The sequence below is a fragment of the Phycisphaeraceae bacterium genome, assembly GCA_019636795.1.
Lineage (GTDB): Bacteria > Planctomycetota > Phycisphaerae > Phycisphaerales > UBA1924 > JAHBWW01.
Genome location: JAHBWW010000002.1, coordinates 125,722 through 148,802, shown reverse-complemented (window position 1 = coordinate 148,802; position 23,081 = coordinate 125,722). Strand labels below are relative to the sequence as shown.

General features: G+C 60.6%; 17 protein-coding genes. 9 read left to right on the top strand and 8 right to left on the bottom strand.

All coding sequences use genetic code 11. From position 1 onward, the window contains the following. Nucleotides 1–31: 31 nt before the first annotated feature. On the top strand, nucleotides 32–502 hold the full coding sequence (locus KF757_03800) for a hypothetical protein (protein MBX3322096.1): 471 nt from the start codon (nucleotides 32–34) through the stop codon (nucleotides 500–502). A gap of 286 nt (nucleotides 503–788) precedes the next feature. Here KF757_03800 and KF757_03795 read toward each other — a convergent pair whose 3' ends face one another. Further along, on the bottom strand, nucleotides 789–1,010 hold the full coding sequence (locus KF757_03795; GenBank protein MBX3322095.1) for a hypothetical protein: 222 nt from the start codon (nucleotides 1,008–1,010) through the stop codon (nucleotides 789–791). A 113-nt stretch (nucleotides 1,011–1,123) separates the two neighbouring features. Here KF757_03795 and KF757_03790 point away from each other — a divergent pair, with 113 nt between their 5' ends. Further along, on the top strand, nucleotides 1,124–2,545 hold the full coding sequence (locus tag KF757_03790) for a M20/M25/M40 family metallo-hydrolase (GenBank protein ID MBX3322094.1): 1,422 nt from the start codon (nucleotides 1,124–1,126) through the stop codon (nucleotides 2,543–2,545). A 12-nt stretch (nucleotides 2,546–2,557) separates the two neighbouring features. On the opposite strand, the gene KF757_03785 is transcribed toward KF757_03790, so the two are convergent. Next, the gene (locus KF757_03785; protein MBX3322093.1) at nucleotides 2,558–4,732 is read right to left on the bottom strand and encodes a hypothetical protein; all 2,175 of its coding nucleotides are present in this window, start codon (nucleotides 4,730–4,732) and stop codon (nucleotides 2,558–2,560) included. A 247-nt stretch (nucleotides 4,733–4,979) separates the two neighbouring features. On the opposite strand from KF757_03785, the gene KF757_03780 reads away from it, so the two are divergent. From KF757_03780 to KF757_03770, 3 genes are all read left to right on the top strand, one after another. Further along, a complete protein-coding gene (locus KF757_03780; GenBank protein MBX3322092.1) occupies nucleotides 4,980–8,291 on the top strand; it encodes a hypothetical protein in 3,312 nt (1,103 codons plus the stop codon). 274 nt (nucleotides 8,292–8,565) lie between these two features. Further along, nucleotides 8,566–9,183 (top strand): hypothetical protein, encoded by a 618-nt coding sequence (locus tag KF757_03775; GenBank protein MBX3322091.1) that lies wholly within the window; start codon nucleotides 8,566–8,568, stop codon nucleotides 9,181–9,183. Between the two features lie 346 nt (nucleotides 9,184–9,529). After that, nucleotides 9,530–10,153: a hypothetical protein gene (locus tag KF757_03770; protein ID MBX3322090.1), complete on the top strand. Its 624-nt coding sequence runs from the start codon at nucleotides 9,530–9,532 to the stop codon at nucleotides 10,151–10,153. 110 nt (nucleotides 10,154–10,263) lie between these two features. On the opposite strand, the gene KF757_03765 is transcribed toward KF757_03770, so the two are convergent. Beyond that, the gene (locus KF757_03765) at nucleotides 10,264–11,928 is read right to left on the bottom strand and encodes a glycine--tRNA ligase (GenBank protein ID MBX3322089.1); all 1,665 of its coding nucleotides are present in this window, start codon (nucleotides 11,926–11,928) and stop codon (nucleotides 10,264–10,266) included. A gap of 82 nt (nucleotides 11,929–12,010) precedes the next feature. Between KF757_03765 and KF757_03760 the strand changes: the two genes are divergently transcribed. Further along, entirely contained in the window at nucleotides 12,011–13,471 is a 1,461-nt protein-coding gene (locus KF757_03760) for a PQQ-dependent sugar dehydrogenase (protein ID MBX3322088.1), read from the top strand. Nucleotides 13,472–13,478: 7 nt separating this feature from the next. Here the strand turns inward: KF757_03760 and KF757_03755 are convergent, their stop codons facing one another. Continuing rightward, a complete protein-coding gene (locus KF757_03755) occupies nucleotides 13,479–14,408 on the bottom strand; it encodes a universal stress protein (GenBank protein ID MBX3322087.1) in 930 nt (309 codons plus the stop codon). 115 nt (nucleotides 14,409–14,523) lie between these two features. On the opposite strand from KF757_03755, the gene lepA reads away from it, so the two are divergent. Continuing rightward, entirely contained in the window at nucleotides 14,524–16,353 is a 1,830-nt protein-coding gene (gene lepA, locus KF757_03750) for a translation elongation factor 4 (GenBank protein MBX3322086.1), read from the top strand. A 61-nt stretch (nucleotides 16,354–16,414) separates the two neighbouring features. Here lepA and KF757_03745 read toward each other — a convergent pair whose 3' ends face one another. After that, entirely contained in the window at nucleotides 16,415–17,524 is a 1,110-nt protein-coding gene (locus tag KF757_03745) for a bifunctional methionine sulfoxide reductase B/A protein (protein ID MBX3322085.1), read from the bottom strand. Between the two features lie 130 nt (nucleotides 17,525–17,654). Here KF757_03745 and KF757_03740 point away from each other — a divergent pair, with 130 nt between their 5' ends. Then, nucleotides 17,655–18,482 (top strand): polyphosphate kinase 2 family protein, encoded by an 828-nt coding sequence (locus KF757_03740; protein ID MBX3322084.1) that lies wholly within the window; start codon nucleotides 17,655–17,657, stop codon nucleotides 18,480–18,482. 2 nt (nucleotides 18,483–18,484) lie between these two features. On the opposite strand, the gene KF757_03735 is transcribed toward KF757_03740, so the two are convergent. The 3 genes from KF757_03735 to KF757_03725 all read right to left on the bottom strand — a co-directional run bounded on the left by KF757_03735 (nucleotide 18,485) and on the right by KF757_03725 (nucleotide 20,419). Next, nucleotides 18,485–18,913, bottom strand: coding sequence for an EVE domain-containing protein (locus KF757_03735; protein ID MBX3322083.1), 429 nt, complete (start codon nucleotides 18,911–18,913; stop codon nucleotides 18,485–18,487). Next, nucleotides 18,888–19,838, bottom strand: a complete 951-nt coding sequence (locus KF757_03730) for a hypothetical protein (protein ID MBX3322082.1) — start codon at nucleotides 19,836–19,838, stop codon at nucleotides 18,888–18,890. Before KF757_03730 ends, KF757_03735 begins: the two co-directional genes overlap by 26 nt. 98 nt (nucleotides 19,839–19,936) lie before the next feature. Then, nucleotides 19,937–20,419, bottom strand: coding sequence for a hypothetical protein (locus KF757_03725; protein MBX3322081.1), 483 nt, complete (start codon nucleotides 20,417–20,419; stop codon nucleotides 19,937–19,939). A gap of 281 nt (nucleotides 20,420–20,700) precedes the next feature. Here KF757_03725 and KF757_03720 point away from each other — a divergent pair, with 281 nt between their 5' ends. Next, nucleotides 20,701–23,022 carry a hypothetical protein gene (locus KF757_03720; GenBank protein MBX3322080.1) on the top strand — a complete coding sequence of 774 codons (2,322 nt, stop codon included), beginning with the start codon at nucleotides 20,701–20,703 and terminating at the stop codon, nucleotides 23,020–23,022. The last annotated feature ends 59 nt before the right edge of the window (nucleotides 23,023–23,081 follow it).

The following is a 23,081-nucleotide window of genomic DNA, read 5'->3' as shown; positions in this document are numbered from 1 at the left end:
TTCGTGTCTCTCCTAGTATCTTGTCTGACCGATGTCCCACCCTCTCAGCCAGACCCGACAGTGCCTCAACTGTGGCTACCACCTCATCGGCCTCTCTGCAATCGGAATTTGTCCGGAGTGTGGCCACGGGTACACAAAACCCATCAACCTCCAGAACGCTTTGCCTTCTGTTCCTGAAGTCGCGGTGATGCTCGGCCTGCCACTCGCCATCACCTTCTCCGGTGCCGCACTGCTTCACCTCTTCGAAGTTGCAGGCCTGCTCGGCGCAATCATGCTCACACTCGGCAGCGGAGCCACAGCCATCATCACTCCGCTCGCGCTGAGTTCCATCTCCACCCAGTGGATCGCCGCTGGCGGCAAAAGAGGCTGGTGGAACGCACTCGGCCACATCGGCTTGTGGGCTCGCATCCTCGCAATCCTCGACCTCCTGATCACTGCTTCATTCCTCATCGCCTTCTTCACAGGCATCGTTATGTTCTTTTATTTTGCATTACTGCGCTGACCGTCTCGATTCCAAAGAACCATAAACAAAAATCCGCTCTCAACCGCTCTCAACCTTGTGCTATCTCGCGTACCCCCAGACGCCAGACCTTTGAACATCTCCATCTCACGGGCGCTTCTTGCCTCGTGCATCCGGACGCCGGATCTTTGGGCGCACCCCACCTCACGCATTCCCAGACGCATCCCCGCCCAAAGGTCCGGGTCAATCAACCCCAACCTTCCGCAACGACACATTCGCCACCACAGCGCAACCCCGCAACATCACCCGCTGCAACTGCTCCCGCGTCTCACCCCTTCACATCCAGCTTCCGCCCGATCTGAATCAGCGTCGCCGCCTCGTTCTTGAGCGCCGGATTGCGGTACATCGGGATCGCATCCCCTGCCGCCTGAGGCTGCTCGGTCGAAGGGCGCGCGTACACCCGCCGCGCAATCAGACGATTCAGAGCCGCCGACCCCTGCTCAATCGGCACCCGCACGCTCCCCGGACTGTTCGGCTCAATGGTGGACATGGCTTAGACGCTATCGGCCCCGGCCGCCTCCTCCCCTCAAACTCACCCTCCCCAATCACCACACGCGCAGACTTTGCCGTCCTACCGTCAGGCTTTCACCGGAGAACTGCACCATGTCAGGATCGCAAGCCATCGCGTGGCTCGAAGCGAACGAGAAGCATTGTCTCTCACGACTCATGGATTGGCTTCGCATCCCCAGCATCTCCACCGACCCCGCCTACAAAACCGATGTCGCTCGCGCCGCCGCCTGGGCAGCCGAGCACCTCGCTGCCAGTGGCCTGGCTGTCGAAATCATCCAGACCGGAGACCCCGTCGGCACCGGACACCCCATCGTCCTCGCCAGCACCCCCGGCCACCCCGACTACCGCGGGCCTCACATTCTCTTCTATGGCCACTACGACGTTCAACCCGTCGATCCCGTCAACCTCTGGCACAACCCACCATTTGAACCCGTCCTCGAAACCACCCAAGGCCACGAACGCATCGTCGCCCGCGGCGCCTGCGATGACAAGGGACAAGTCTCCACCTTCCTCGAAGCACTCCGCGCATGGAAGGAAGCAATCGGCAAAGTCGCGGGCGGCGTCAAACTCACCGTCCTCCTCGAAGGCGAAGAAGAATCCGGATCCGTCAATCTCGATCGCTTCGTTCATCAACACCATGATCGCCTCAGCAAGTGCGATGTCTGCGTCATCTCCGATACCGGAATGCTCGCCCGCGGCAAGCCCGCCATCACCTATGGCGTCCGGGGCCTGTCTTACACCGAAGTCATCCTGCACGGGCCCGATCAGGACCTTCACTCCGGCCTCTGGGGCGGACGCGCACCCAACCCCAATAACGAACTCGTCAAAGTCCTCGCTCAACTCTGGGATTCCTGTCGCAAGGTCACCATCCCCGGCTTTTACGACCGCGTGCGCCCGGTCGAGCAGGCCGAGCGCGAAGCATGGAAGAATCTCGGCGTCGATGTCGCAGCCAGTTTGCGATCCATCGGCCTGCCGCCCCAGGCCGACATCGGCGAGAAGGGATATACCGCGATCGAACGCGAATGGGCAAGACCCACCGCCGAGATCAACGGCATCGTCGGCGGCTACACCGGCAAAGGCGCCAAGACCGTCATCCCGAGTTTCGCTTCGGCCAAGGTCAGTTTCCGTCTCGTCGCCGATCAGGACCCGCGCGAAATCACCGCGTCATTTTTCCGGTGGCTCGACGAGCGCACGCCGCCCGGGTGCCGATGGGAGAAAATCGACCACAGCGGCGGCAACCCCGCCACTTGCGCGACCGATTCCAAGCCGCTCATTGCTGCACGCCGTGCAATGGAAAAAGCGGCAGGCATCGCGCCGGCCATGATCAAGAGCGGGGGGTCTATCCCGGTCGCCGGGCTGCTCAAAGGCGAGCTCGGCATCGAGACCATCTTCATGGGTTTCGGGCTCGAAGACGATCGAGTCCACTCGCCCAACGAGAAGTTCGAGATCGACTGCTGGCGACTGGGCGCGCGCAGTCACGCGATGCTGCTCGACGAGTTGAGCGCCCTCCGGTGATGCGCCAGCGTATCAGGGGCACCCGGCGCTGAACAGCGCGAGGTACTGCTGAACGTCAAAGAAGTTCCAGATGCCGTCGCTGTTGATGTCGGCCGTTGGATGATGCGCGGTGAACGCTCCCAGGAAGGCCTGCACGTCAAAGAAATCGAGGTTGCCGTCATTGTTGAAGTCGGCGGCGCATGGCTGGATGTCCGAATAGAACCACGCAGAGGGTGGAATGACCTGGAAGTCTCCGGGGTCATACGCGTTGCGGACGATCAGTCCGGCTGAACCCCCGGCTTCGAAAAACTCGACGCGCACAGCATGCTTGCCGGGCTGAAGTGCCACGACGCCTGTACGCACACGCATGCCGTGCAGCCCGTCGTTGTCGACCACGAGCCGATCACCAACCCAGAGTTTCGATCCGTCGTCGGACTCGGTTGAAAAGCGGTACATCCCCGGGAGTGCAACTTGCACATATCCCGAGAACACGGCTCCAACATTGTTGACCCGGCCGCTGCCTGCGAACTGGCCGCTGGTTGAGGGGAAGTTGATCTGCGGCACGACCTCGGTGTGGTAGGGCGTGAGCAGGCTGAAGTCGGGAAGCGTGTTGGGATTGTTGAGCGCGTAGTAGTCCACGCGGACGCCGGGCTGAGGCTGGATCGGACTGTCGGGCGCACGAAGCGCGAACACCTCGACCGAAACGGTAGTGCTTTGGCCGTTGTTGATGGCGTACTGGAAAGTGTCGATGCCCGAGAAACCTGGCGTCGCGGTGTAGCGCAGGCGGTTGCGATCGGCTCCTGTCACGAGAGTGACGGTCCCGCCACCTGCCGAGGCGGAATCGAACGAGGCGATGGTGGGCACGCCGCAGGACGCCTCGATGTCGTTCTTGAGCACGTCAATGGTGACGGGCAGGGTCTGAATGGTGTAGGTCGAATCCGGGGCGGCTGCCAGCGACGTGGGTGAGGTGGTGATGCACGAGGCGCCGGCGACGGTGTTGCGAATGACGGTCTGGGTGCGCGGATGGAAGCCGAGGACGATATTGCTCATGCCTCCGGCGCAGCCGTGGCAGTAACTCATAATGGTGCCACCCCAAGCCTGCGAGCAGTCGCCGTTGCCGCAACCGTCGATGACGGGGTCGTATCCGTCGTGAGTGTGGAGCGTGCCGAAGTTGTGACCGAGTTCGTGAGCGAAGACGAAGATGTCCCAGTTGGCATGTGAGTGGTTGACCATCGGGAGTGGGAAACTTCCGCCGAGGTTTGCGGAGACTGCGTATCCCCATTGGGTATTGCAGAGGACATTGACCCATGCGACGCCGCCGCCGAGGTTTCGCGCCGACAATCCATGGACAACGGTTCGAGAAACACTGCCCATGGTGCTGATCCAGGTGTTGCGAACTCCTTCGAGAAACTCGCCCATGTCGGACCCGCCGTAAGGATCGGTGTCGGTTGCCCAGACGCGGAGGTAGGCCAGTGCGAGGGTGGTGCCGGTGTCGCGTTCGAAGATGATGGAGGTTGCGGCGAGGAGTGTGATGGCGTAGTTTGTGGACGCGGAGGTGTTGCCGCCGAAGAGATTGGCGGTGAACTCGTAATCGGTATCGATGGCGATGCTGGACTGGCTGCAGGGCGTGGTGCCGCGCATGGTCAGTGATTCCTGCTGTGCCTGCTCGATCTGCTCGCGTGGAGGATTGAGGAAGGGGTCGTTGGGGTCGTAGCCACAGAAAGGCTCGATGGGTTGAGTGAATTGGAAGTTGCTGGTGACGTAGAGGGGCGCGTCGGGTTCGAGGAGACCTGAGTATGGCCCGGTGGTGATGCTGAAGAACTCGCCGGTGGTTTGACGGGAGATAAAGCCATTGATGCCCCAGGGCCCGACGGCGATGAATGCGGTGGAGTCGTTGTCTTCTCCGACGATTGAGCCGCGGAGAAGGATGAGCCCGGTGTCGGCGAGTTCGCGTTCGTTTTCGCCAACGATCTCGACGATGCGGGTGTCGGGTCCGAGAATTGAAAAGCGGGTGAGATCGAGGGCGACATTTCCAGCGTCGCCAAGGGGGAAGTGGTGGATGAGATGTGTGTCGCCGAGTTCAAGCTGGGCAAGTTGGGCGTGGTTGAGAACCTCGCCCGCGATTGCCTGATGCGGCATCTGGATCTGGGCACAGAGGCTTGAGGTGAAGAGCGCGGTGACAGCAACGGCGGAAATGATCTTGAGCACAGATAAACCCCCCTCGGGTAACAGGACAGCGTGCGGGTCGATGCGCAGTGTACCACGGTTCGGTTGCACTGTGCGATGGAAAGTTCGTCAAGTCGCGATCTTGCGCGCGCGGCTGGGCGATCTGGTGCAAGTCGTTGCGGGTTTCGGTGTCTTTTCCCGTTGTGGAATGTGATCCAAGCACGCGCGTTCGGAATCCGGTACGCTACGGCACTTCGACCCGAGCGGGCTCGATTGAGGAGTGTTCACGATGCAGCGTTGGTGGCTTATGACGATTGTGGTGGCGTGGAGTGTGCTGAGTACGCTGGCGCGAGCGCAGGATGAAGCGCCTGCGGAAGAGACGGAGGCTGCGGTTGCGGAAGAGGCTCCTGCTGAACCAAAGTCGCGGGTGGGGGATGTGATCGGGGGGTTGCGGTTGCGGTCGGTGGGGCCTGCGCTGTATTCGGGTCGTGTGGGCGATCTGGCGGTGAATCCGCAGGATCACAGCGAGTACTACGTGGCGGTTGCCTCGGGTGGCGTGTGGAAGACGACGAACGCGGGAGTGACGTATCAACCGATCTTTGACAGCCAGGGGTCTTACTCGATTGGGTGTGTGACGCTTGATCCGAACAACCCGAAGACGGTGTGGGTGGGGACGGGGGAGAACAACAGCCAGCGGAGCGTGTCGTATGGCGACGGGGTGTACAAGTCGGTCGATGGCGGCGCGTCGTGGAAGAACGTAGGGCTCAAGGAGAGTGAGCACATCGGGATGATCACGATCGACCCGCGCGACAGCAACGTTGTGTATGTTGCAGCGCAGGGGCCTTTGTGGGCGTCGGGGGGCGATCGGGGGCTGTACAAGACGACAGACGGGGGAGCGACGTGGGAGCGGATCCTGCATATTTCGGATGACACGGGTGTGAACGAGGTGTTTCTCGATCCGCGTGATCCGGACACGGTGTACGCGTCGGCGTATCAGCGGCGTAGGCATGTGTGGACGCTGATCAACGGCGGGCCGGAGAGCGGGCTGCACAAGTCGAACGATGGTGGCAAGACCTGGCGGAAGATCAACAAGGGGCTGCCTTCAGTGGACAAGGGGCGGATCGGTCTGGCGTTGTCGCCGGTGAACCCGGATGTGCTGTATGCGATCTGCGAGGCGGCGGACGGGCAGGGCGGGATCTTCAGGTCGGTGGATCGCGGGGAGTCGTGGTCGAAGCGATCGAGTTACATGTCATCGAGTCCGCAATATTACAACGAGCTGGTTGCGTGTCCGCACAATGTTGACAGGGTGTATTCGCTGGATACGTATTTGCACATCACGGAGGATGGTGGGAGGACATGGACGCGTGTGCCGAATGCTGCGCGACATGTGGATGACCATGCGTTGTGGATTGATCCGAACAACGAGAACCATCTGATTGTCGGGAGTGACGGTGGTTTGTACGAGACATGGGATCGCGGGCAGGCGTGGCAGTTCCGCGAGAATCTGCCGGTGACGCAGTTCTATCGCGTTGCGGTGGACAACAGCGAGCCGTTTTATTACATCTATGGCGGGACGCAGGACAACGGAACGATGGGGGGGCCTTCGCGGACGACGGATCGTGTGGGCATTACGAACGCGGATTGGTTTTTGGTGGTGGGTGGCGACGGGTTCAAGCCACAGATCGATCCGGTGGATCCGATGATCGTGTATGGGCACTGGCAGCACGGGGGGCTGGTGCGGCATGATCGGCGGAGTGGGGAGATTGTGTCGATAGCGCCGAGGCACAGGCCTGGGGATGCGCCGCAGGTGTTCAATTGGGATACGCCGCTGCTGATCAGTCCGCATCTGCATACGCGGCTGTATTTTGCGGGGCGGGTCTTGTATCGTTCGGACGATCGCGGGGAGAACTGGACGATCGTGAGCCCGGATCTGACGCGCGGGATTGACAGGAACACGCTGGAGGTAATGGGGAAGATTCAGAAGCCGGATGCGGTTGCTAAGCACATGTCGACATCGATCTATGGGAACTGTGTGGCGTTGAGTGAGTCGAGGCTGGTTGAGGGGTTGATGTATGTCGGGACGGATGATGGATTGATCCATGTGACTGAGGATGGCGGCGCGAACTGGAGGCGGATTGACAGCGTTGATGGCGTACCGGACTTGACGTATGTGTCGAGTCTGTTTGCATCGCCGATTGATGCGGATGTGGTTTTTGCGACGTTCGACAATCGGCGGATGGGCGATTTTGTGCCGTATGTGTATCGGTCGGATGATCGTGGGCGGACGTGGGTGAATATTTCGGGGGATCTGCCGGCGCGGCACGCGGTGTACGGGATTGTGCAGGACCATGTGCGTGCGGAGCTGTTGTTTTGCGGGACGGAGTTCGGTGCGTTCTGCTCGATCGATGGCGGGGAGAAGTGGCACAAGCTCAAGGGTGTGCCGACGATTTCGGTGCGCGATCTGGTGATCCAGGAGCGTGAGAGCGATCTGGTGCTCGGGACGTTCGGGCGCGGGTTTTATGTGCTGGATGATTACTCGGCGTTGCGTGGGTTGAGTGATGAGGTGCTTGACGCGGAGGCGGTGTTGTTTGAGCCTCGCGATGCGAAGATGTATATCGAGCGATCGAGGCTTGGCAATCGGGATGGGCGTGGGTGGTCGGGGGCGTCGATGTATGCAGCGTCGAATCCGCCGTATGGCGCGGTGCTGACGTATTTCATTCGTGACAAGTTCGAGACGCGCAAGGAGCAGCGCAAGGAAGCGGAAAAGAAGGAGGATTGGGAGTATCCGGCGATTGAGCAGTTTCGTCAAGAGGATCGGGAGCGCGAGCCTCGCGTGATTGTGACGATCCGGGATAGCGATGGCGGCGTGGTGCGGCGGATTGTGGGATCGCGGAATGCGGGGCTGCACCGGACGGCGTGGGATCTGCGGTATCCGGCTGCGACGCCGATTTCGTTTGGGGCGGGGAATCTGGAGCCTTGGGATGATCGGCCGAGCGGGCCTCTGGCGTCTCCGGGGCGGTACTCGGCGGAGGTGTCGCGGGAGGTGGATGGAAAGGTCGAGAGGCTTGCGGGTCCGGTGGAGTTTGAGGTGGTGTCGCTGAATCTGGCGACGTTCGGGGCTGAGGATCGTGCGAACGTGCTTGCGTTTCAGGCGAAGGTGGCTCGATTGCAGCGGGCGGTGCTCGGGGCGCAGCGTGCGGCGGGAGAGGCGGAGACGCGGCTGCGGCATCTGAGACAGGCGATCCTGGAGACACCGGGGGCGGGTGCGGCGCTGGCTGAGCGGGAGGAGACGTTGAGGCATCGACTGGACGCGATCCAGGTGGCGCTGCGGGGTGATTCGACGCTGTCTTCGCGGGCGGTGCCGGATGAGCCTTCGATTTCGGGGCGGGTGTCGTCGATCGTGAGTCGGCAGTGGGGGACGACGAGTCCGCCTTCGGAAAGCGACGAAGAGCAGTATCGCTTTGCTGGGGATGCGTTTACGGAGGTTTTGGCGCGGCTTCGGACGCTGGTGGAATGGGACATCAAGTCGCTGGAGGCGGATCTGGAGGCTGCGGGTGCGCCGTGGACGCCTGGGCGGATTCCGGAGTGGAAACCCGAGTAGGAATCACCCAGTCGTTAAAATGGGTAATTTGACTTTTTGGACAGGGGGCAGCTTAACAAATTAGTAAAGTGCTGATTGTCCAATAAGTTTTGATATTTTATGGATTTAGGCGCATGTTTTTGCGGTTGCGCCAGAATTTGGACCTGATGTGGGAATTTCTTGTTTCTTTTGTTCTATGTCACCCGTAAAGTAGGGGGAGCCACGATCGGCGAGGTGTAGGAGCTTCGCCGAAGAAGAGTGGTTCGAGAGAGACAGTTTTCGGGAGAGACAAGACATGAAGAACTATTGTGGTATGGTTGCGCTCGCAGCCGGTGGGCTGTTGTGCGTCGGAGCGGCTTCGGCAGGTGTTCGGGTTGATTTGTTTGTGTATGAGAATTCGGACAATGGCGATGTCAGCATGATCGACCTGTGGGTTGACGTTGTTGACAGCGGATCGTTTGTGGACTTCGTGTTCCGCAATGATTCGACTGGACCTGCGACGGTCGCGAATGTGTACTTTGAGATGAACAGCCTCCTGTCAGGCGGCTCTGTACATGCTCAGTCGGGCGGCGTGTCGTTCTCGACCGGCGGGAATCCCCCAAATCCTGCGCAGCCAGCGTTTCTGTATGGTGGCGCATGGGGCGGGAATCTGTACCGCGCGGGTGCGAATCCTCCGCCTTCGTTCAACGGGATCGACCCGGGTGAGACGCTGACGATTCGGTTCTCGCTGGTCGGGAGTTACGCGGACGTGGTTGCGGCGCTTCAGCCGAACGCGACCGATGGATTCCGGATTGCGCAGCATGTGATCTCGGTCAACGATGATTTCAGCATCTGGACGATCAACACTCCGACGCCGGGTGGCGCGGCAGTGCTGGCGCTGGGCGGCCTGGTTGCGATGCGTCGTCGTCGCTGAGTCCGCTGGTAGGGTATTGAAGTTCCTCCCACTCGCGTAGGGTGGTGCCGTTTCTGCGTATCGAAACGCCCCGTGCTGGCCTGAAGGTCGGCACGGGTTTTTTTTGGTTATCTTGGAGCATGCTCTTGCATGTTTTTGCGTCAGAAGGCCGGTAACGGGGTCACACTGAGGGAACTGAGACGTGGGCAAGGTTTCTGATGGGAGAATTCTGGGTTAAAGATCGAACTCTTCTTTCTTAAGTGCGGATTGTACCGTAACTTATGGTGGGCTGGCGGGCGAATCCGACGTATCGGGATTGGCCGTTCGCCTGTGCTGACACGGGTCGTGATCATCAGGGAGAAGAGACATGAAACGCTTTGGAATCGGATCGATGATTGCGGTGGCGGGGATGATCGGTGGAGCGTCGGCGGTTGCTTCGGCGGGAGTTCGGATTGATCTTGCGGTCTATGAGAATTCGAGCGGTGGCGATACGTCGAAGCTCGATCTATGGGTGGATGTGATCGACGGCGGGTCGGTGGTGGACTTTGTGTTCCGGAACGACTCGACTGGCGCGGCTGTGATTTCGAATGTGTACTTTGAGATGAACTCGCTTATCGCCAACGGGTCGCTGGCGGGTTCGACGGGGAATGTGGCGTTTTCGATCGGTGGAGCACCGCCGAATCCTGCACAGCCGGCTTTTCTGTATGGCGGATCGTGGGGCGGGAACCTGATGCGTGTTGCAGCGTCGGCGCCGGCACCGCAGAAGGGGATTGGTCCGGGCGAGTCATTGACGGTTCGGTTTGACCTTGTTGGTACGTTTGCGGACGTGGTTTCGGCGTTGCAGCCGAACGCGAGCGATGGTTTCCGGATTGCGCAGCACGTGATCAGCGTGAACAACGACTTCAGCGTGTGGACGATCAACACGCCGACGCCGGGAAGCGCGGCGGTGCTTGGGCTTGGTGGATTGGTAGCGATGCGTCGTCGCCGGTGATGCTCGCGATGAGAAGTTTTGAATGATGAGTTGACCGTGTCGGCCGAGGGGTCGGCACGGTTTTTCTTGCGCGGGCGTTTCGTGCCCGCGGGGCGAGCGGCAAAGGTTGATCAGATTGAGAGTTTGTTATCGAGCCACGATTGGACCTGGTCGAGGGCGATGCGGTCCTGCGCGCCCGTGTCGCGGTCGCGGACGGTGACGGTCTGGTTGGTGAGGGTGTCGGAGTCGATGGTGAAGCAGAATGGGCAACCGGCTTCGTCCATGCGGGCGTAGCGTTTGCCGATGGATTGTTTGGCGTCGGTTTCGATGAAGCCGAGGTGGCCGAAGCGGGCGCGGAGTTCGCGTGTGAGTTTGTCGGCGATTTCGGGCATGCCGTCCTTGTTGACGAGTGGAAAGACAGCGGCCTTGATGGGCGCGAGGCGCGGGTGGAAGCGCATGAACTCCTTGCTCGGGCGTGATTCGTCGAAGGTGTAGGCTTCGCAGAGGACAGCGAGAACGCCGCGGTCGAGGCCTGCGGAGGGCTCGATGACGTGGGGGAGGTAGTGTTCGCCCTTGGGCTGGCCGTTGGGCGCGAGCGGGCCTCGGGTGGTGTCGAAGTAGTGGAGTTTTGCGCCGCTGTGCTGTTCGTGCTGGCGGAGGTCGAAGTCGGAGCGGTGTGCGATGCCTTCGAGTTCGCCGAAGCCTGGTGCGGTGAAGGGGAAGCGGTATTCGACATCGCTGGTGCCGGCGCCGTCTTTTGCGTAGTGGGCGAGTTCGTCGGGGTCGTGCTCGCGGAGGACGAGGTTTTCGCCGGCGAGGCCGAGCCCTTTCCACCAGTTCATGCGCCAGTCGCGCCAGAAGGTGTACCAGTCGCGGGCGTCGTCGGGGTGGCAGAAGAACTCGATCTCCATCTGCTCGAACTCGCGCGATCGGAAGGTGAAGTTGCGTGGCGTGACTTCGTTGCGGAAGGCTTTGCCGGTCTGTGCGATGCCGAAGGGCACGCGGACGCGCGAGGTATCGACGACGTTTTTGAAGTTGATGAAGATGCCTTGTGCGGTTTCGGGGCGGAGGTAGACTTTGTTGTCGTCAGTCTGCTGGATGCCGGCCCATGATTCAAACATAAGTTTGAATGGTGCGGGCGTGCCGAGCGGACCGCCGCAGCGGGGGCATGGATCTTGTAACCCAGTGCTGTGCAGTTGCTCTGTTGCGATGTAACGGGCGATTTCCATGAGATCTGGCGGAGCATCGGGTTGGCCATTGACTCGAGTTGCCAGCCAGGAGAGAGTGAGCTCAGGATTGCGGACCAGCGCGAGATTTGGAGCGAGTTTCTTGCCCTTTCCTTTTGCCCATTTCATGAGTCGTGGGCTGTCGATTTCGCCGGAAACAGGCGTGAACTCCTGTAGGAGCGACTGAAGCCACTCGCAGTTTGTCGCAAGGATTTCCCAGAGATGATCGGCGCGGACGAAGTGGCCGCAGCCTGCACATTTCCTCATCGGATCGGCAAAACCGGCGAGATGTCCGCTGGCTTCCCAGACCTTTGGGTTCTGGATGATGCAGGTTTCGAGGGGGACGATATCGACGGGCTGGCCGTTGGGGCCATTCATGCCGCAGCATGGGTTCATGACGACATCCTGCCACCATGCGTCGCGGAGGTTTTTTTTGAGTTGGGTTCCGAGGGGGCCGTAGTCCCAGAAGCCGTTGATGCCGCCGTAGATTTCGGATGCGGGGAAGATGAACCCGCGTCGTTTGCAGAGACTGACGATGTCGTCCATTGATTTTGCAGCGTGTTCGGGCATTGTGGGTCTCGTGAAGATTGCGGTTTTGGAGCGGAGTATAGGGAGTGATTCGATATACTCGAAGAACGAAGGAGGATCGGCGATGCGCAGGGTGTGGATTGGTGTGCTGGGGGCAGCGATTGGGTGCTCGGTGGCGGCGGGGCAGGGGTATGTGGTAGAACAGATTGCAGGCGGACTGAACCATCCGCTTGATCTGGCGCAGGCTCCGGGCGATGCGACGGGGCTGTACATCGCCGAGCAGCGGTTTGGGATGGGGACGACCGGCGAGCCTTATGCGCGGATTCTGAGGCTTGATGCTTCATCGGGGGTGTTGACGACGTTTCTGACGGTGGACGTGAGCCTGGTGGGTGATGCGGGACTTCACGGTCTTGCGTTTCATCCGGACTATGCGACGAATGGGCGGGTGTATGTGACGGTAATGGAGGATCCGCCGAGCGGGAACAGGCTGCTCAATCGGTTGTATGAGTACACGATCAAGGCTGATGAGGAGCCGACGCGGCGGCTGGTGCTGAGTTATCCGCAGAACGCGAACAGTGCGATTCACGGAATCGGGTGGATCGGGTTTCGGCCATATGCGCCATTGGCTGAGCGGAGTTGGCTGTATGTGTTTGTTGGAGATGGCGGGCCACAGGCGTCGTCGGGCAGTTATGTGAATCGCGCGCAGCAGCTCGACCTGGTGTATGGGAAGGTGTTGCGGATTGATGTGGACGGTGAGGATTTGTATCCGGATGATCCGGATCGAAACTTTGGGGTGCCGATGGGCAATCCGTTCCATGATGGTGATCCGGGGTCGCTGCCTGAGGTTTTGTGTTCGGGACTTCGGAGCCCGTGGCGTGGCGGGTTCGATGCGCTGACGGGGGATTTGCTGATCGGTGATGTGGGATTCTTCAGCCGGGAGGAGATCAATATCGTGAGGCCTGATCGGTTGGGGGAGGATTTTGGATGGCCGTCGCGCGAGGGGACGATCGAGATGCCGGTTCCGGGCGTGGGTGGGCCTCGGGGCGATTCGGTGGATCCGATTCATGAATGGGCGCATTCGACAGGGAATGTGTCGATCACGGGTGGGCTGGTGTATCGCGGTCCGATCGGGTCGCTGCGTGGGCGTGTGTTCTTTGGCGACTATGTATCGGGGCGTGTGTGGTCGGGTGTGTTTGACAGACAGACGGACCCGGCGGATTTCAATGGACAGAACATCGTGGGCCTGGTGGAGCACTCGGTTGCGTGGAATGCGGGGCTACCGGCGGGGCAGGTGATTGCGCGCGTGGTGTCGTTTGCGACGGACCTCTATGGGAATCTGTATGTGCTGAATTATGGCAGTGGGAATCTGGTGAATCCGACGTATGGCACCGGGGCGGTGTTTCGGCTGCGGGTGTTGTGTCAGGCCGATTTCAACGGCGACGGGCTTGTGGATTTTTTTGATGTTCAGGCGTTTCTGGGGGCGTTTGCGACCGATGCGCCTGAGGCGGATTTGAACGGTGATCGCGCGTTCGACTTCTTTGATGTGCAGATGTACCTGGGGTTGTTCAGCGCGGGGTGCGGTTGATGCGAGATCAGTCGAGGAGGTGACGGAAGACATCGAGGAGCGACTGCGACTCTGCGGGGGATTTTTCAGCCCAGATGTTGCAGGCGGCGTTGTTGATGACGCGTTCGGAGATGCGGTCGAGGAAGAGTTCGGCGGGGCCGGTGCGATTGTGCGTGCGGATGATGAGCAGATCGAGGGCGGCGTCGTGCGCGAACTGGGCGAGGGTATCGACGGGGGGGCCTAGGCGTGACTCGACAGCGACGGCAACGGTCGACTTGAGGAGTTCACGAGCGGCGGTGATCTGTGCGATGGCGAGTTCGGTGTGGACTTCGGCGAGGCGTGTGGTGGCGTCCTCGTATGAACTGACGAGGTGGTAGCCGGCGGGGATGTCGTAGGCCTTGATGAGATCGATGCGATCGAGGTCGAGGCGTGCGGCGAGGTCCATGGCGCGTTCGAGTTCGATTGCGGAATCTTCTTCGCAGGTGCTGGCGACACCGATGCGTGCGATGGGGCCTTGGAATTCTGGCTGAACGACAAGGACGCTGACGGGGCATCGGCGTACGACACGGTCGGCGACGGAGCCGATGGTGCCGGGCTTGGGGCCTCCTTTGCCGTAGCGTCCGATGACGACGAGGTCGGCCTTGAGCGAGGTGGCGAGGCGGATGATTTCGGCACCTGGCTGGCCGAGGGCGATGTGGAGGGTGGCGAATCCGCGGAGGTCGTGGGTGAGGGCGTAGCGTTCGAGTTCCTCGCGTGCCTGCTGTTCGATGCGGGCGGCGAGATCGGGCATGGCGCGGGTTTCGGCTTTGGATGCGGGGACGATGACGTGAACAGCGTGAAGTTCGGCCCCGAGGGTTTGGGCCAGAGAGCGTGCGAGGTGTACGGCCCCGAGGCTTTCGAGGGTGAGGCCTGTGGTGACGAGGATGCGGTTGATTGGCGCGATGTGCTGCGCGGGCATGGAAGGCTCCGTCGGGCGGCGGGTGAATGCTGCACGCGTACTGGAGCATAGGCGGAGGGCGGTGTTGGGAAGGGAGGCTTCCTATGATGGATGCCCACATGGACGTTGAGCACCGATGACGCACGATTTATCGCACATTCGTAACTTCTCGATCATTGCCCACATCGATCACGGCAAGAGCACGCTGGCCGACCGGTTGTTGCAGGCGACCAAGGCGGTGAGCGACCGCGAGGCGCGCGAGCAGTTGCTTGATTCGATGGATCTGGAGCGTGAGCGTGGGATCACGATCAAGGCTTCAGCGGTAACGGTGGCGCACGAGCACAACGGCGTGCCTTACATGCTCAACTTTATTGATACGCCGGGGCATGTGGACTTCGGGTATGAGGTGAGCCGTGCGCTCAAGGCGTGCGAGGGTGCGCTGCTGGTGGTCGATGCTTCGCAGGGCGTTGAGGCGCAGACGGTGGTCAATGCGTATCTGGCGGTGAATCAGGATCTGGAGATCATTCCGGTTTTGAACAAGATCGACCTGCCCGGTGCGAGACCCGATGAGATCGCGATGGAGGTCGAGCAGGTGCTGGGGTTTGCAGCGGAGGACTGCATCAGGGTGTCGGCCAAAACGGGAGAGGGGATACCGGAGTTGCTTGCAGCGATCTGCGAGCGATTGCCATCGCCCAAGCCGCCGAAGATTCAGCAGACGCGGGCGTTGATTTTTGATGCGGTGTATGACGACTATCGCGGGGTGGTGCTGTATTGCCGGATGTTTGACGGACGGCTGAAGGTCGGCGACAAGATTCGCATGATGGCGATGGAGCGTGTGTTCGTCATCACCGAGCTGGGCAAGTACACGCCCAAGCAGGTCAAGGTGAGCGATGTCGGCCCGGGCGAGACGTGCTATCTCGTCGCGGCGATCAAGACGCTGGGCGATGTGCGGGTGGGGGACACGATCACGCTCGAAAACAATCCGGCGGCGCATGCACTTGAAGGCTATGAGCCCGCGCGGCAGATGGTGTATTGCGATTTTTATCCGGCGACGACGACGGAGAAGAAGGGCAGCGACTTTGAGGAGATGCGCGACGCGATCGAGAAACTCTCGCTCAATGATGCGAGTTTCACTTCGCAGGCGGTGCATTCAGAAGCGCTCGGGTTCGGCTTTCGCTGCGGGTTTCTGGGACTTTTGCACATGGACATCATCCAGGAGCGGCTGGAGCGCGAGTTTGATCTCGAACTTGTGCAAACCGCCCCGACGGTGAGTTATCAGATCGTGGTGCGTGGCAAGGGTGGCGAGATGATCGACCGCGAAGTGCACAACCCGGCGGACCTGCCGGACATGGGCACGGTGCTGGAGATTCGCGAGCCGATCTGCAAGGTCGAGATCATGCTGCCCAAGGAGTACATCGGCGATGTGATGAAACTGTGCCTGGATCGGCGCGGGATCTACAAGAGCCAGTTGTACGTGAGCGAGACGCGCGAGATTCTGACGTTTGAGATTCCGCTGGCCGAGTTGATCTATGACTTCTACGACAAGCTCAAGGGCATGACCAGCGGCTATGGCACGATGGACTACGAAGTCTTCGAGTTTCGAACTGACAAGCTGGTCAAGGTGGACATTCTGATCAATGGCGACCCGGTGGAGGCGCTGAGCCTGATTACGCACAAGGAAAAGGCTGAGCAGCGCGGGCGGTTGCTGCTGACGAAACTGCGCAAGCAGATCGACCGGCATCAGTTCGAGATTCCGCTGCAGGCAGCAATCGGTGGCAAAGTGATCGCGCGCGAGACGATCAAGGCGTTCCGCAAGGATGTGACGGCCAAGTGCTATGGCGGCGACGTGACACGCAAGCGCAAACTGCTCGAGAAGCAGAAGAAGGGCAAGGATCGGATGAAGTCGATCGGGAGCGTGAACATCCCGCAGGAAGCATTTATGGCGGTGCTGGATGTGGGGGAGTAGACAGCGCGATTGCTTGTGCCGGAGTTAAGACAGCGTCCCTCGCTTGCGCTCGGGCCTCTTTTTACCATGGATTCGTGACGTGGCAGGCGCGGCCGGTGGTTTCGATGTAGTCCTGGTGGTAGGGCTCTGCGATCCAGAAGGTTTTGGCGGGTTCGAGTTGCGTCACGGCGCGGACGCCTGCGCGGCGGAGCAGGTCGAGGTGCTTTTCGGCGGCCTGTTTCTGCGTGTCGCTTGCGTACCAGATGCCCGAGCGATACTGTGGGCCGAAGTCGGGGCCCTGGCGGTTGAGTTGTGTGGGGTCGTGCATGACGAAGAAGGCTTCGAGGAGGCGTTCGAAGGAAATCTGTGTAGGGTCGAAGACGACCATGACGGTCTCGGCGTGGCCGGTGTTTCCTTCGCAGATTTGTTTGTAGGTGGGTTTTTCGATGTGTCCCTGCATGTAGCCACTGACGACGTTGATGACGCCGGGGCCTTTCTGGAAGTAATGCTCGATGCCCCAAAAGCATCCACCCGCGAAGTAGGCGGTTTCGGTGGGGATGGGTTTTGATTCTGGCGGGAGTTCTGCGCCTCTTTCGTGGAAGACGAGGCTGGCGGAGTTGACGCAATAGCGCAGGTTTGTGGGTTTTGGTCCGTCATCGAAGACGTGTCCGAGGTGGCTGTCGCAGCGTGCGCAGTTGATTTCGGTGCGGACCATGCCGTGAGCGCGATCAACCTTGGTCGAGACGTGCTGGCGGTCGAAGGGCTGGAAGAAACTGGGCCAGCCGGTGCCGCTGGTGAACTTGGAGTTGCTGGCGAAGAGTGGGAGGCCGCAAACGACGCAGGCGTAGAAGCCTTCTTTCTTGTTGTCGAGAAGGTTGCCGCAGAAAGGGGGTTCGGTGCCGGACTTCTGAGTGACCTGATAGACATCGGGCGGGAGCACGGAGGCGAGTTCGACGATGCGCTCGCGTGGGAGGCGTGTGATGTCGTAGGCGGAACGGCTGATGGTGCGCGTGGTGGGCTTCACGGCGGGTTTTCCTTGAGGTGCGGATGAGTTGGCGGGTGGATCGAAGCTTTCGACCTGTCGCAGGGCGATGGATGTGACGTTCTGGGGCACCGCGAAGAGTTCGCGGACGAACGCCAGACCAACGACAATCACGACGGCGAGAAGTACGGCTGGGAGTGCTCGTGACATGTGAGAATCCTACGGCAGGTGATTGATTGATGTTCGCGGCCTGAGTCGCTGCCGATTCATGGCGGGATGCGAGAAATGGAGTGTGGGGGCACAGGCGCTGGCGAAGGTTGCAGGGAAACTAGAGTTGGGGATGAATATTTCGGACCTGCTGCGCGTGCGGATTGGGAAGGGTGTAGAACTGACGACGGCGAAGGCGCAGGAAACGCCTGGGCTCGATGGGCCCAAGGATGCTGCGCAGGCGGCGGCGCTGGTGCATCTGAGGGATCATGTGGATGCGATGCGGCGTTTGCAGGAGAGGCTCTATGCCGAGGGCAAACGGTCGATGCTGATCGTGCTTCAGGGGATGGATGCATCGGGCAAAGACGGAACGACGCGGCATGTATTTGGGCCTTTGAACCCCCAGGGCGTGCGTGTGACGTCGTTCAAGCAGCCTACGGCGTTGGAATTATCGCATGATTTTCTGTGGCGCGTGCATCGGGCTGTTCCCGCTGGGGGCATGATTGCAGTCTTCAATCGGTCGCATTATGAGGATGTAGGCGTGGTTCGTGTCAATGGGCTTGTGCCGAAAGAAGTGTGGCAAGCGCGGTATGAGCAGATCAATGCTTTTGAGTCTCTTCTGACGTCGAATGGGACAGTCATTCTCAAGTTTTTTCTGCATCTTTCGCGCGAGGAGCAGAAGATTCGGCTTCAGGACAGGATCGACACGCCTCGGAAGCACTGGAAGTTTTCACCTGGTGATCTTGAGGAGCGGAAGAAGTGGGATTTGTATCGCGAGGCGTATGAGGAAGCGATAGTGCGGTGTTCGACTGACGCTGGTCCGTGGTTTGTCATTCCGGCCGATCGGAAGTGGTATCGCAATTTTGCTGTAGCATCGGTTGTGCGCGAGACACTCGAAGCGATGAATCCGAAGATACCAAAGCCGAGTTTTGATCCAAAGTCGATCGTGATCGAAGATTGAGGCTAGAGCCCGGCCATTGTGCGCAGGATCTTGTCGAGTCTGGGCTCGACGGGCATGACGCCGAGGCGGCTTTGGCGGACGAGGTCAAAGTTTTCGAACCGGGCGTCGGCCTTGATCGCGGTGAGAGTGGCGCCGTCGCGGGTGGCGGCGCGAGCGGGCGTGATGTCGATAAGGACGCTTCTGGGCTCGCCTGCAGCAGTGAGGGCGGTGTTCTCGGGATCCTGGTATGCGCCGCGGACGACCTTGGCCAGGCCGACGATGCGCTTTTCATCGGCCGTGTGATAGATAAAGACTTCGTCGCCTTTCTTGATCGAGCGCATGTGTTTCTGGGCAGCAGCATTGGTGACGCCGTTCCAATGAGTGCGTTTGTCGCGCATGAGGTCGGAGTATGAGTAACAGTCGGGCTCAGTCTTGAGGAGATAGGTGGCCATTGGGGTTCCCTTCGAGAGACTCGACGATGAGCGATGTGGTCATGGTCAGGGATGCGCCGGGCTCGATAATCTGAACGCCAGTGTTGCGTACGCCTTGGGCGAGGAGATTGAAGCCGTCGTTGACCATGGTGGTTGGCTCGACGCAGAACCAGGGCGCGGGGCCGGCGGCGGTTTGCGGTGCGTAGATCACGATGTGCCCGGCATTGGTACTGCTGGAGATGCGGAGACGAACGCGGCTTGCGTCCCAGGTGATTTCGGTGTCGTGGTGATCGACGCGGAAGACGTCGTCGAGCGGCTCGGTGCGGAGGGAGTTGCCCTTGCGGAGGTTGGCGGAGAGATCGTCGGGGAGAGCATCGGCGGTGGGCAAGCAGTGTTCGCACGGATAGCGACCGATCGTGGGGGCGCTCAGGCGCATGGTGTCATCATCGCACCACAGGCGGCGCATGAAGTATGGGTGCAGGCCACAGCCCATCGGGAGTGGCTCGTGTGCGTGATTGATGCATTGAAGTGAGATTTCGAGACCATTGGGCAGGAGCTCGTAGCGCACGGATGCTTCGAGAGGCCAGGGCCAGTTCTGGTGATGGTGAGATTCGAGACGGAGGACCGCGGAGATCGGTGAGCGGTGAACGATGCGGAATGGATGGTCGCGGAGGATGCCGTGGATTGCGGTGCCGTCGGAGTGGTTGGGTTTGAGGGTGTGCTGGCGGTCGTTCCATGAGAAGCGTGCGGCGCGGATGCGGTTGGTCCACGGTCCCATGATGAAGAGGCCGAGTTGTTCGGGGTTGGTTTCGCAAGCGAGTCCCCGGCGGAGGATTGGGGTTCGATCGCCCAGCGGCGAGAGAATGGACCAGTCGACAATGCCGGCGCCGAGCGTTGGGCTGATTTCGAGCGTCTGGCGATCGTGTTTGATGATGACATTGGGCATGGATCGAAAAGACTAGGCGGAGGGGCGCATGAAAAAACGCCCGGAGCGATTGCCCGGGCGTCTGGAACATGATTGGAATGAGTGATGGCGTGATTCGATCAGCCGTCGGACTTTTCGGTGGACTTGGCAGCGACTTCGCCGCAGGGGCCGGTGCAGGAAGCGGGGTCGCATCCGCCGCAATCCTTCTTGTCGGCGCAAGCGGTCTTGCCTTCGCATGCGGTGGCGCAGTCGGTCTTGGCAGCGACTTCAATGGTCTTCTCGCCGGTGCAAGCGATAGCCTTGTCAGTGCAAGCAATGGCCTTGTCGGTGCATTCCTTGACTTCGGTGCATTCGGTCTTGGCTGCGTGGCAGGCGATTTCGACGCCCGCGCCGGCGACTTCGACCACAGCAGCGTCACCGAGCGGGCAGCAGCCCTTGTCGTCGGTGGTGGTGCTTGTTTCGGTGATTGCAGCCTTGTCGGTCGAGCAGTTGCCAAGGACGCAGCCGGTGGTGGCGAAGTTGTACGCGCCGAATCCGCCGAGACCGATGGCGACGACACCTGCAATGAGTTTGGCTGCACAGAATCCAGTTCCACATGCCATGATCGATGCTCCTTTTGACCGGTTGAGGTCGATGGTGTGATGATTCGATATCTATAGCCGCGAGCGCGCGGCATCCTCCGCAGTAGAGAATATCGATCGTCGGCGTGCTATTCCACAGTTTTGTTGAGTAATTACCCCTCACTTTTGTTAGGGTACAAGGTTATGAGACGTTTTGATGGGATCGATGCGGGTCTGGGCTTGAGTTGGTGCGTTGGTGTGCCGATAGGCGTTGTGGCTGAGCCGCATGAGCAGATGCGGAGGCAGTCTGAGGCGCGCCCGATATGAGTTCTCCGGACCAAACCCACAATCCGAGCGTGAACGCGCCGAGTGTGAACGCGGAACGAACGCCTGCGAGCAGCGACACGGGCGATGTGATTGATGCGATTGCTGCGGTCGAGGCGCAGCTTCAGAACCTGAAAAAGGCGCAGTCGGAGCGTCAGAGGCTTGACGCGCAGATCACAGATCGGGAGCGTGAGCTTCAGGCCCGAGAGAGCCACCTGGCTCAGCAGTTTGAGCAGTTGGAGCAGGATCTGCGCGTGGTCGAGCAGGAAAGGGAGAACCTGCGGTCAGACAAGGTGGATCTGGAGAGCGCGCGTGCGGAGCTTTCGCATCAGCAGGCCGATCTTGACCAGCGACGGGCTGAGCTGGAGTCGGAGAGAGCGAAGATTGATACGGACCGGGGCGCGATGCTGTCGGATCTCGAGCGGCGTCGGTGCGAGGTGGAGGATCTGGAGCGGCAGCTGCGCGAGCGTGAGGCGCAGATCACGGTTGCGGCGACGCGGCTTGAGGAACTGGGGAGCGAGGCTGCGGAGCGATCGAGCAAGCTGGAGTTGCGCGCCCAGCAGTTGGAGCAGGCCGAGGCACGTCTTGCTGCACAGGCCGACAAGTTGAATGATCGGTTTGAGGAACTGGAGCAACAGGCGGCCGAAGCGCGTGCACTTGCCGAGACGTGCAAGTCTCGTGCCGAGCAGGCGGAAGTGAAGCGCGATCAAGCGATGTCGGCAGCACAGTCGCTCAAGGTTGAACTTGAGCGTGTGCGTGCTGCTGCGGATCAGATCGATGCAAAAGTTGCTACGCATTCGGATCAGACGGCACAGTTGACCCGCCGCGCTGAGGAACTGGAGAGCCAGACCGAGTCTTTGCGATCGCAACTGGCGGCCCGTGCGGATGAACTCGCGAAGGCGAGAGAGCGTCAGGCCGAGATCGAGGCGGGCGCGACCACGCAGATCGAAGCATTGACGCGGCGCATCGAAACGCTGGAATCGACGCAGGAGTTGTCGTCGGATCAGGCTTCGGCGGCGACGGAGCACGCCGACGCATTGCACCGGCGCATCGTGGAGGTCGAGCAGGATCTGGAGGGCGTGACGCGAGAGCGTGCGCGCGAGGTCAAGGCGCTCGAAGCGACCATTGCTGCACTGCAGACCGACATCGATACGCGCACGGCGGAACTGAAGGAGCGTGAGTCAGAGGTTGGCGAACTGCACACGAGTCTGAGCATCGCCACGGAGAAACTGCGATCGCTGTCGGAGATTGTGCAGAATCAAATGGCATCGGGCGACGCGCGGATGTCCGAAGCACTGGAGAAGGCAGTTTCCAATGGCGAGCAACTGCACCGGCGTGTAACGGAGCTTCAGCGGAATCTAGCCCAGGCGCAGCAGGAGCGAGACGCGCTGGCGGGCGAACTTCGCAAACTGCGCAGCGGTGCGGCATCGGGTGAGCAAGCGACGGATGCGACGATCGGACTTCGGCGCGAGCGGCTCAAGCGCATGCGAGTGATGCTGCGAGATCAGGCGCGCAAGGTTCGGCGGGCGAATCAACTGCTTCAGGATCGATTCAGCCAGGTCGAGGCGCTGTTGTCGCGTCGGGCGGAGCTTGCGGCTGCGCATCAGGCGATTCAGGCCGAGCGAAGCCGAATCGACCGCAACAAGACGCGCAGTTCGGTTGCGGGTTTTCTGCTGGCAACGGTGACGACGGTTGCGGTGCTGCTGTCGTTGAGCTGGGTGATTGCGGGACAGATCAAGCCGGGGACGTATTCTGCGCATGCGATCATCGAGGCGAGCAGTGGACCGCGCGCGATGACGGCAGAGGAACTTGCGGAATGGCAGACATTCCATGAGCAGATGCTTGATGATCCGAGGTTTATCGATACGCTGGCGGACATGCTCAAGCAGCGTGGAATTGCGTCGCTGGGCACACCAGGCACACTTGCTGCGGCGCTGAACGAGAATCTGACGCTGACTTCGTCGGGAGATGGCTATCTGCACTTTGAACTGCGGGGGGAAGGTGCTTCACGCACTGAACGGGTCCTTGAAACGCTCACGGTCGCGGTGGCGCGTAACGCCAACCGATCGCGCGGGAGGCGAGGCGACGGTGCGAGCACGATCGTTGCAGCACCAGCAATTGCCAAGCCTGAGCCGATCGACAGCGAGCGCGTGATGTTCGTTGGGTCGATCTTCGGCGGAGGCATGGCGCTGACATCGGTGCTTGGCTTTGTGCTGTGGCGTCGCATGTCCACCTCCAAGACGCAGTTTGAACGCGATCAGCAACTTGAAGCACTGCTCACAGAGGCGCGCTGGCAGGATCCGCGCATCGACATCGGTTGAGCGTGGACGTGTGTGATGAGCAGAGCCTGACGGGCGTGATTGCGATCAAATGAAAACGC

Coding starts and splice junctions, on each gene's coding strand:
- KF757_03800 (MBX3322096.1), top strand. CDS start 32: ATGTCCCACCCTCTCAGCCAGACCCGACAGTGCCTCAACTGTGGCTAC.
- KF757_03795 (MBX3322095.1), bottom strand. CDS start 1,010: ATGTCCACCATTGAGCCGAACAGTCCGGGGAGCGTGCGGGTGCCGATT.
- KF757_03790 (MBX3322094.1), top strand. CDS start 1,124: ATGTCAGGATCGCAAGCCATCGCGTGGCTCGAAGCGAACGAGAAGCAT.
- KF757_03780 (MBX3322092.1), top strand. CDS start 4,980: ATGCAGCGTTGGTGGCTTATGACGATTGTGGTGGCGTGGAGTGTGCTG.
- KF757_03775 (MBX3322091.1), top strand. CDS start 8,566: ATGAAGAACTATTGTGGTATGGTTGCGCTCGCAGCCGGTGGGCTGTTG.
- KF757_03770 (MBX3322090.1), top strand. CDS start 9,530: ATGAAACGCTTTGGAATCGGATCGATGATTGCGGTGGCGGGGATGATC.
- KF757_03765 (MBX3322089.1), bottom strand. CDS start 11,928: ATGCCCGAACACGCTGCAAAATCAATGGACGACATCGTCAGTCTCTGC.
- KF757_03760 (MBX3322088.1), top strand. CDS start 12,011: ATGCGCAGGGTGTGGATTGGTGTGCTGGGGGCAGCGATTGGGTGCTCG.
- KF757_03755 (MBX3322087.1), bottom strand. CDS start 14,408: ATGCCCGCGCAGCACATCGCGCCAATCAACCGCATCCTCGTCACCACA.
- lepA (MBX3322086.1), top strand. CDS start 14,524: ATGACGCACGATTTATCGCACATTCGTAACTTCTCGATCATTGCCCAC.
- KF757_03745 (MBX3322085.1), bottom strand. CDS start 17,524: ATGTCACGAGCACTCCCAGCCGTACTTCTCGCCGTCGTGATTGTCGTT.
- KF757_03740 (MBX3322084.1), top strand. CDS start 17,655: ATGAATATTTCGGACCTGCTGCGCGTGCGGATTGGGAAGGGTGTAGAA.
- KF757_03735 (MBX3322083.1), bottom strand. CDS start 18,913: ATGGCCACCTATCTCCTCAAGACTGAGCCCGACTGTTACTCATACTCC.
- KF757_03730 (MBX3322082.1), bottom strand. CDS start 19,838: ATGCCCAATGTCATCATCAAACACGATCGCCAGACGCTCGAAATCAGC.
- KF757_03725 (MBX3322081.1), bottom strand. CDS start 20,419: ATGGCATGTGGAACTGGATTCTGTGCAGCCAAACTCATTGCAGGTGTC.
- KF757_03720 (MBX3322080.1), top strand. CDS start 20,701: ATGAGTTCTCCGGACCAAACCCACAATCCGAGCGTGAACGCGCCGAGT.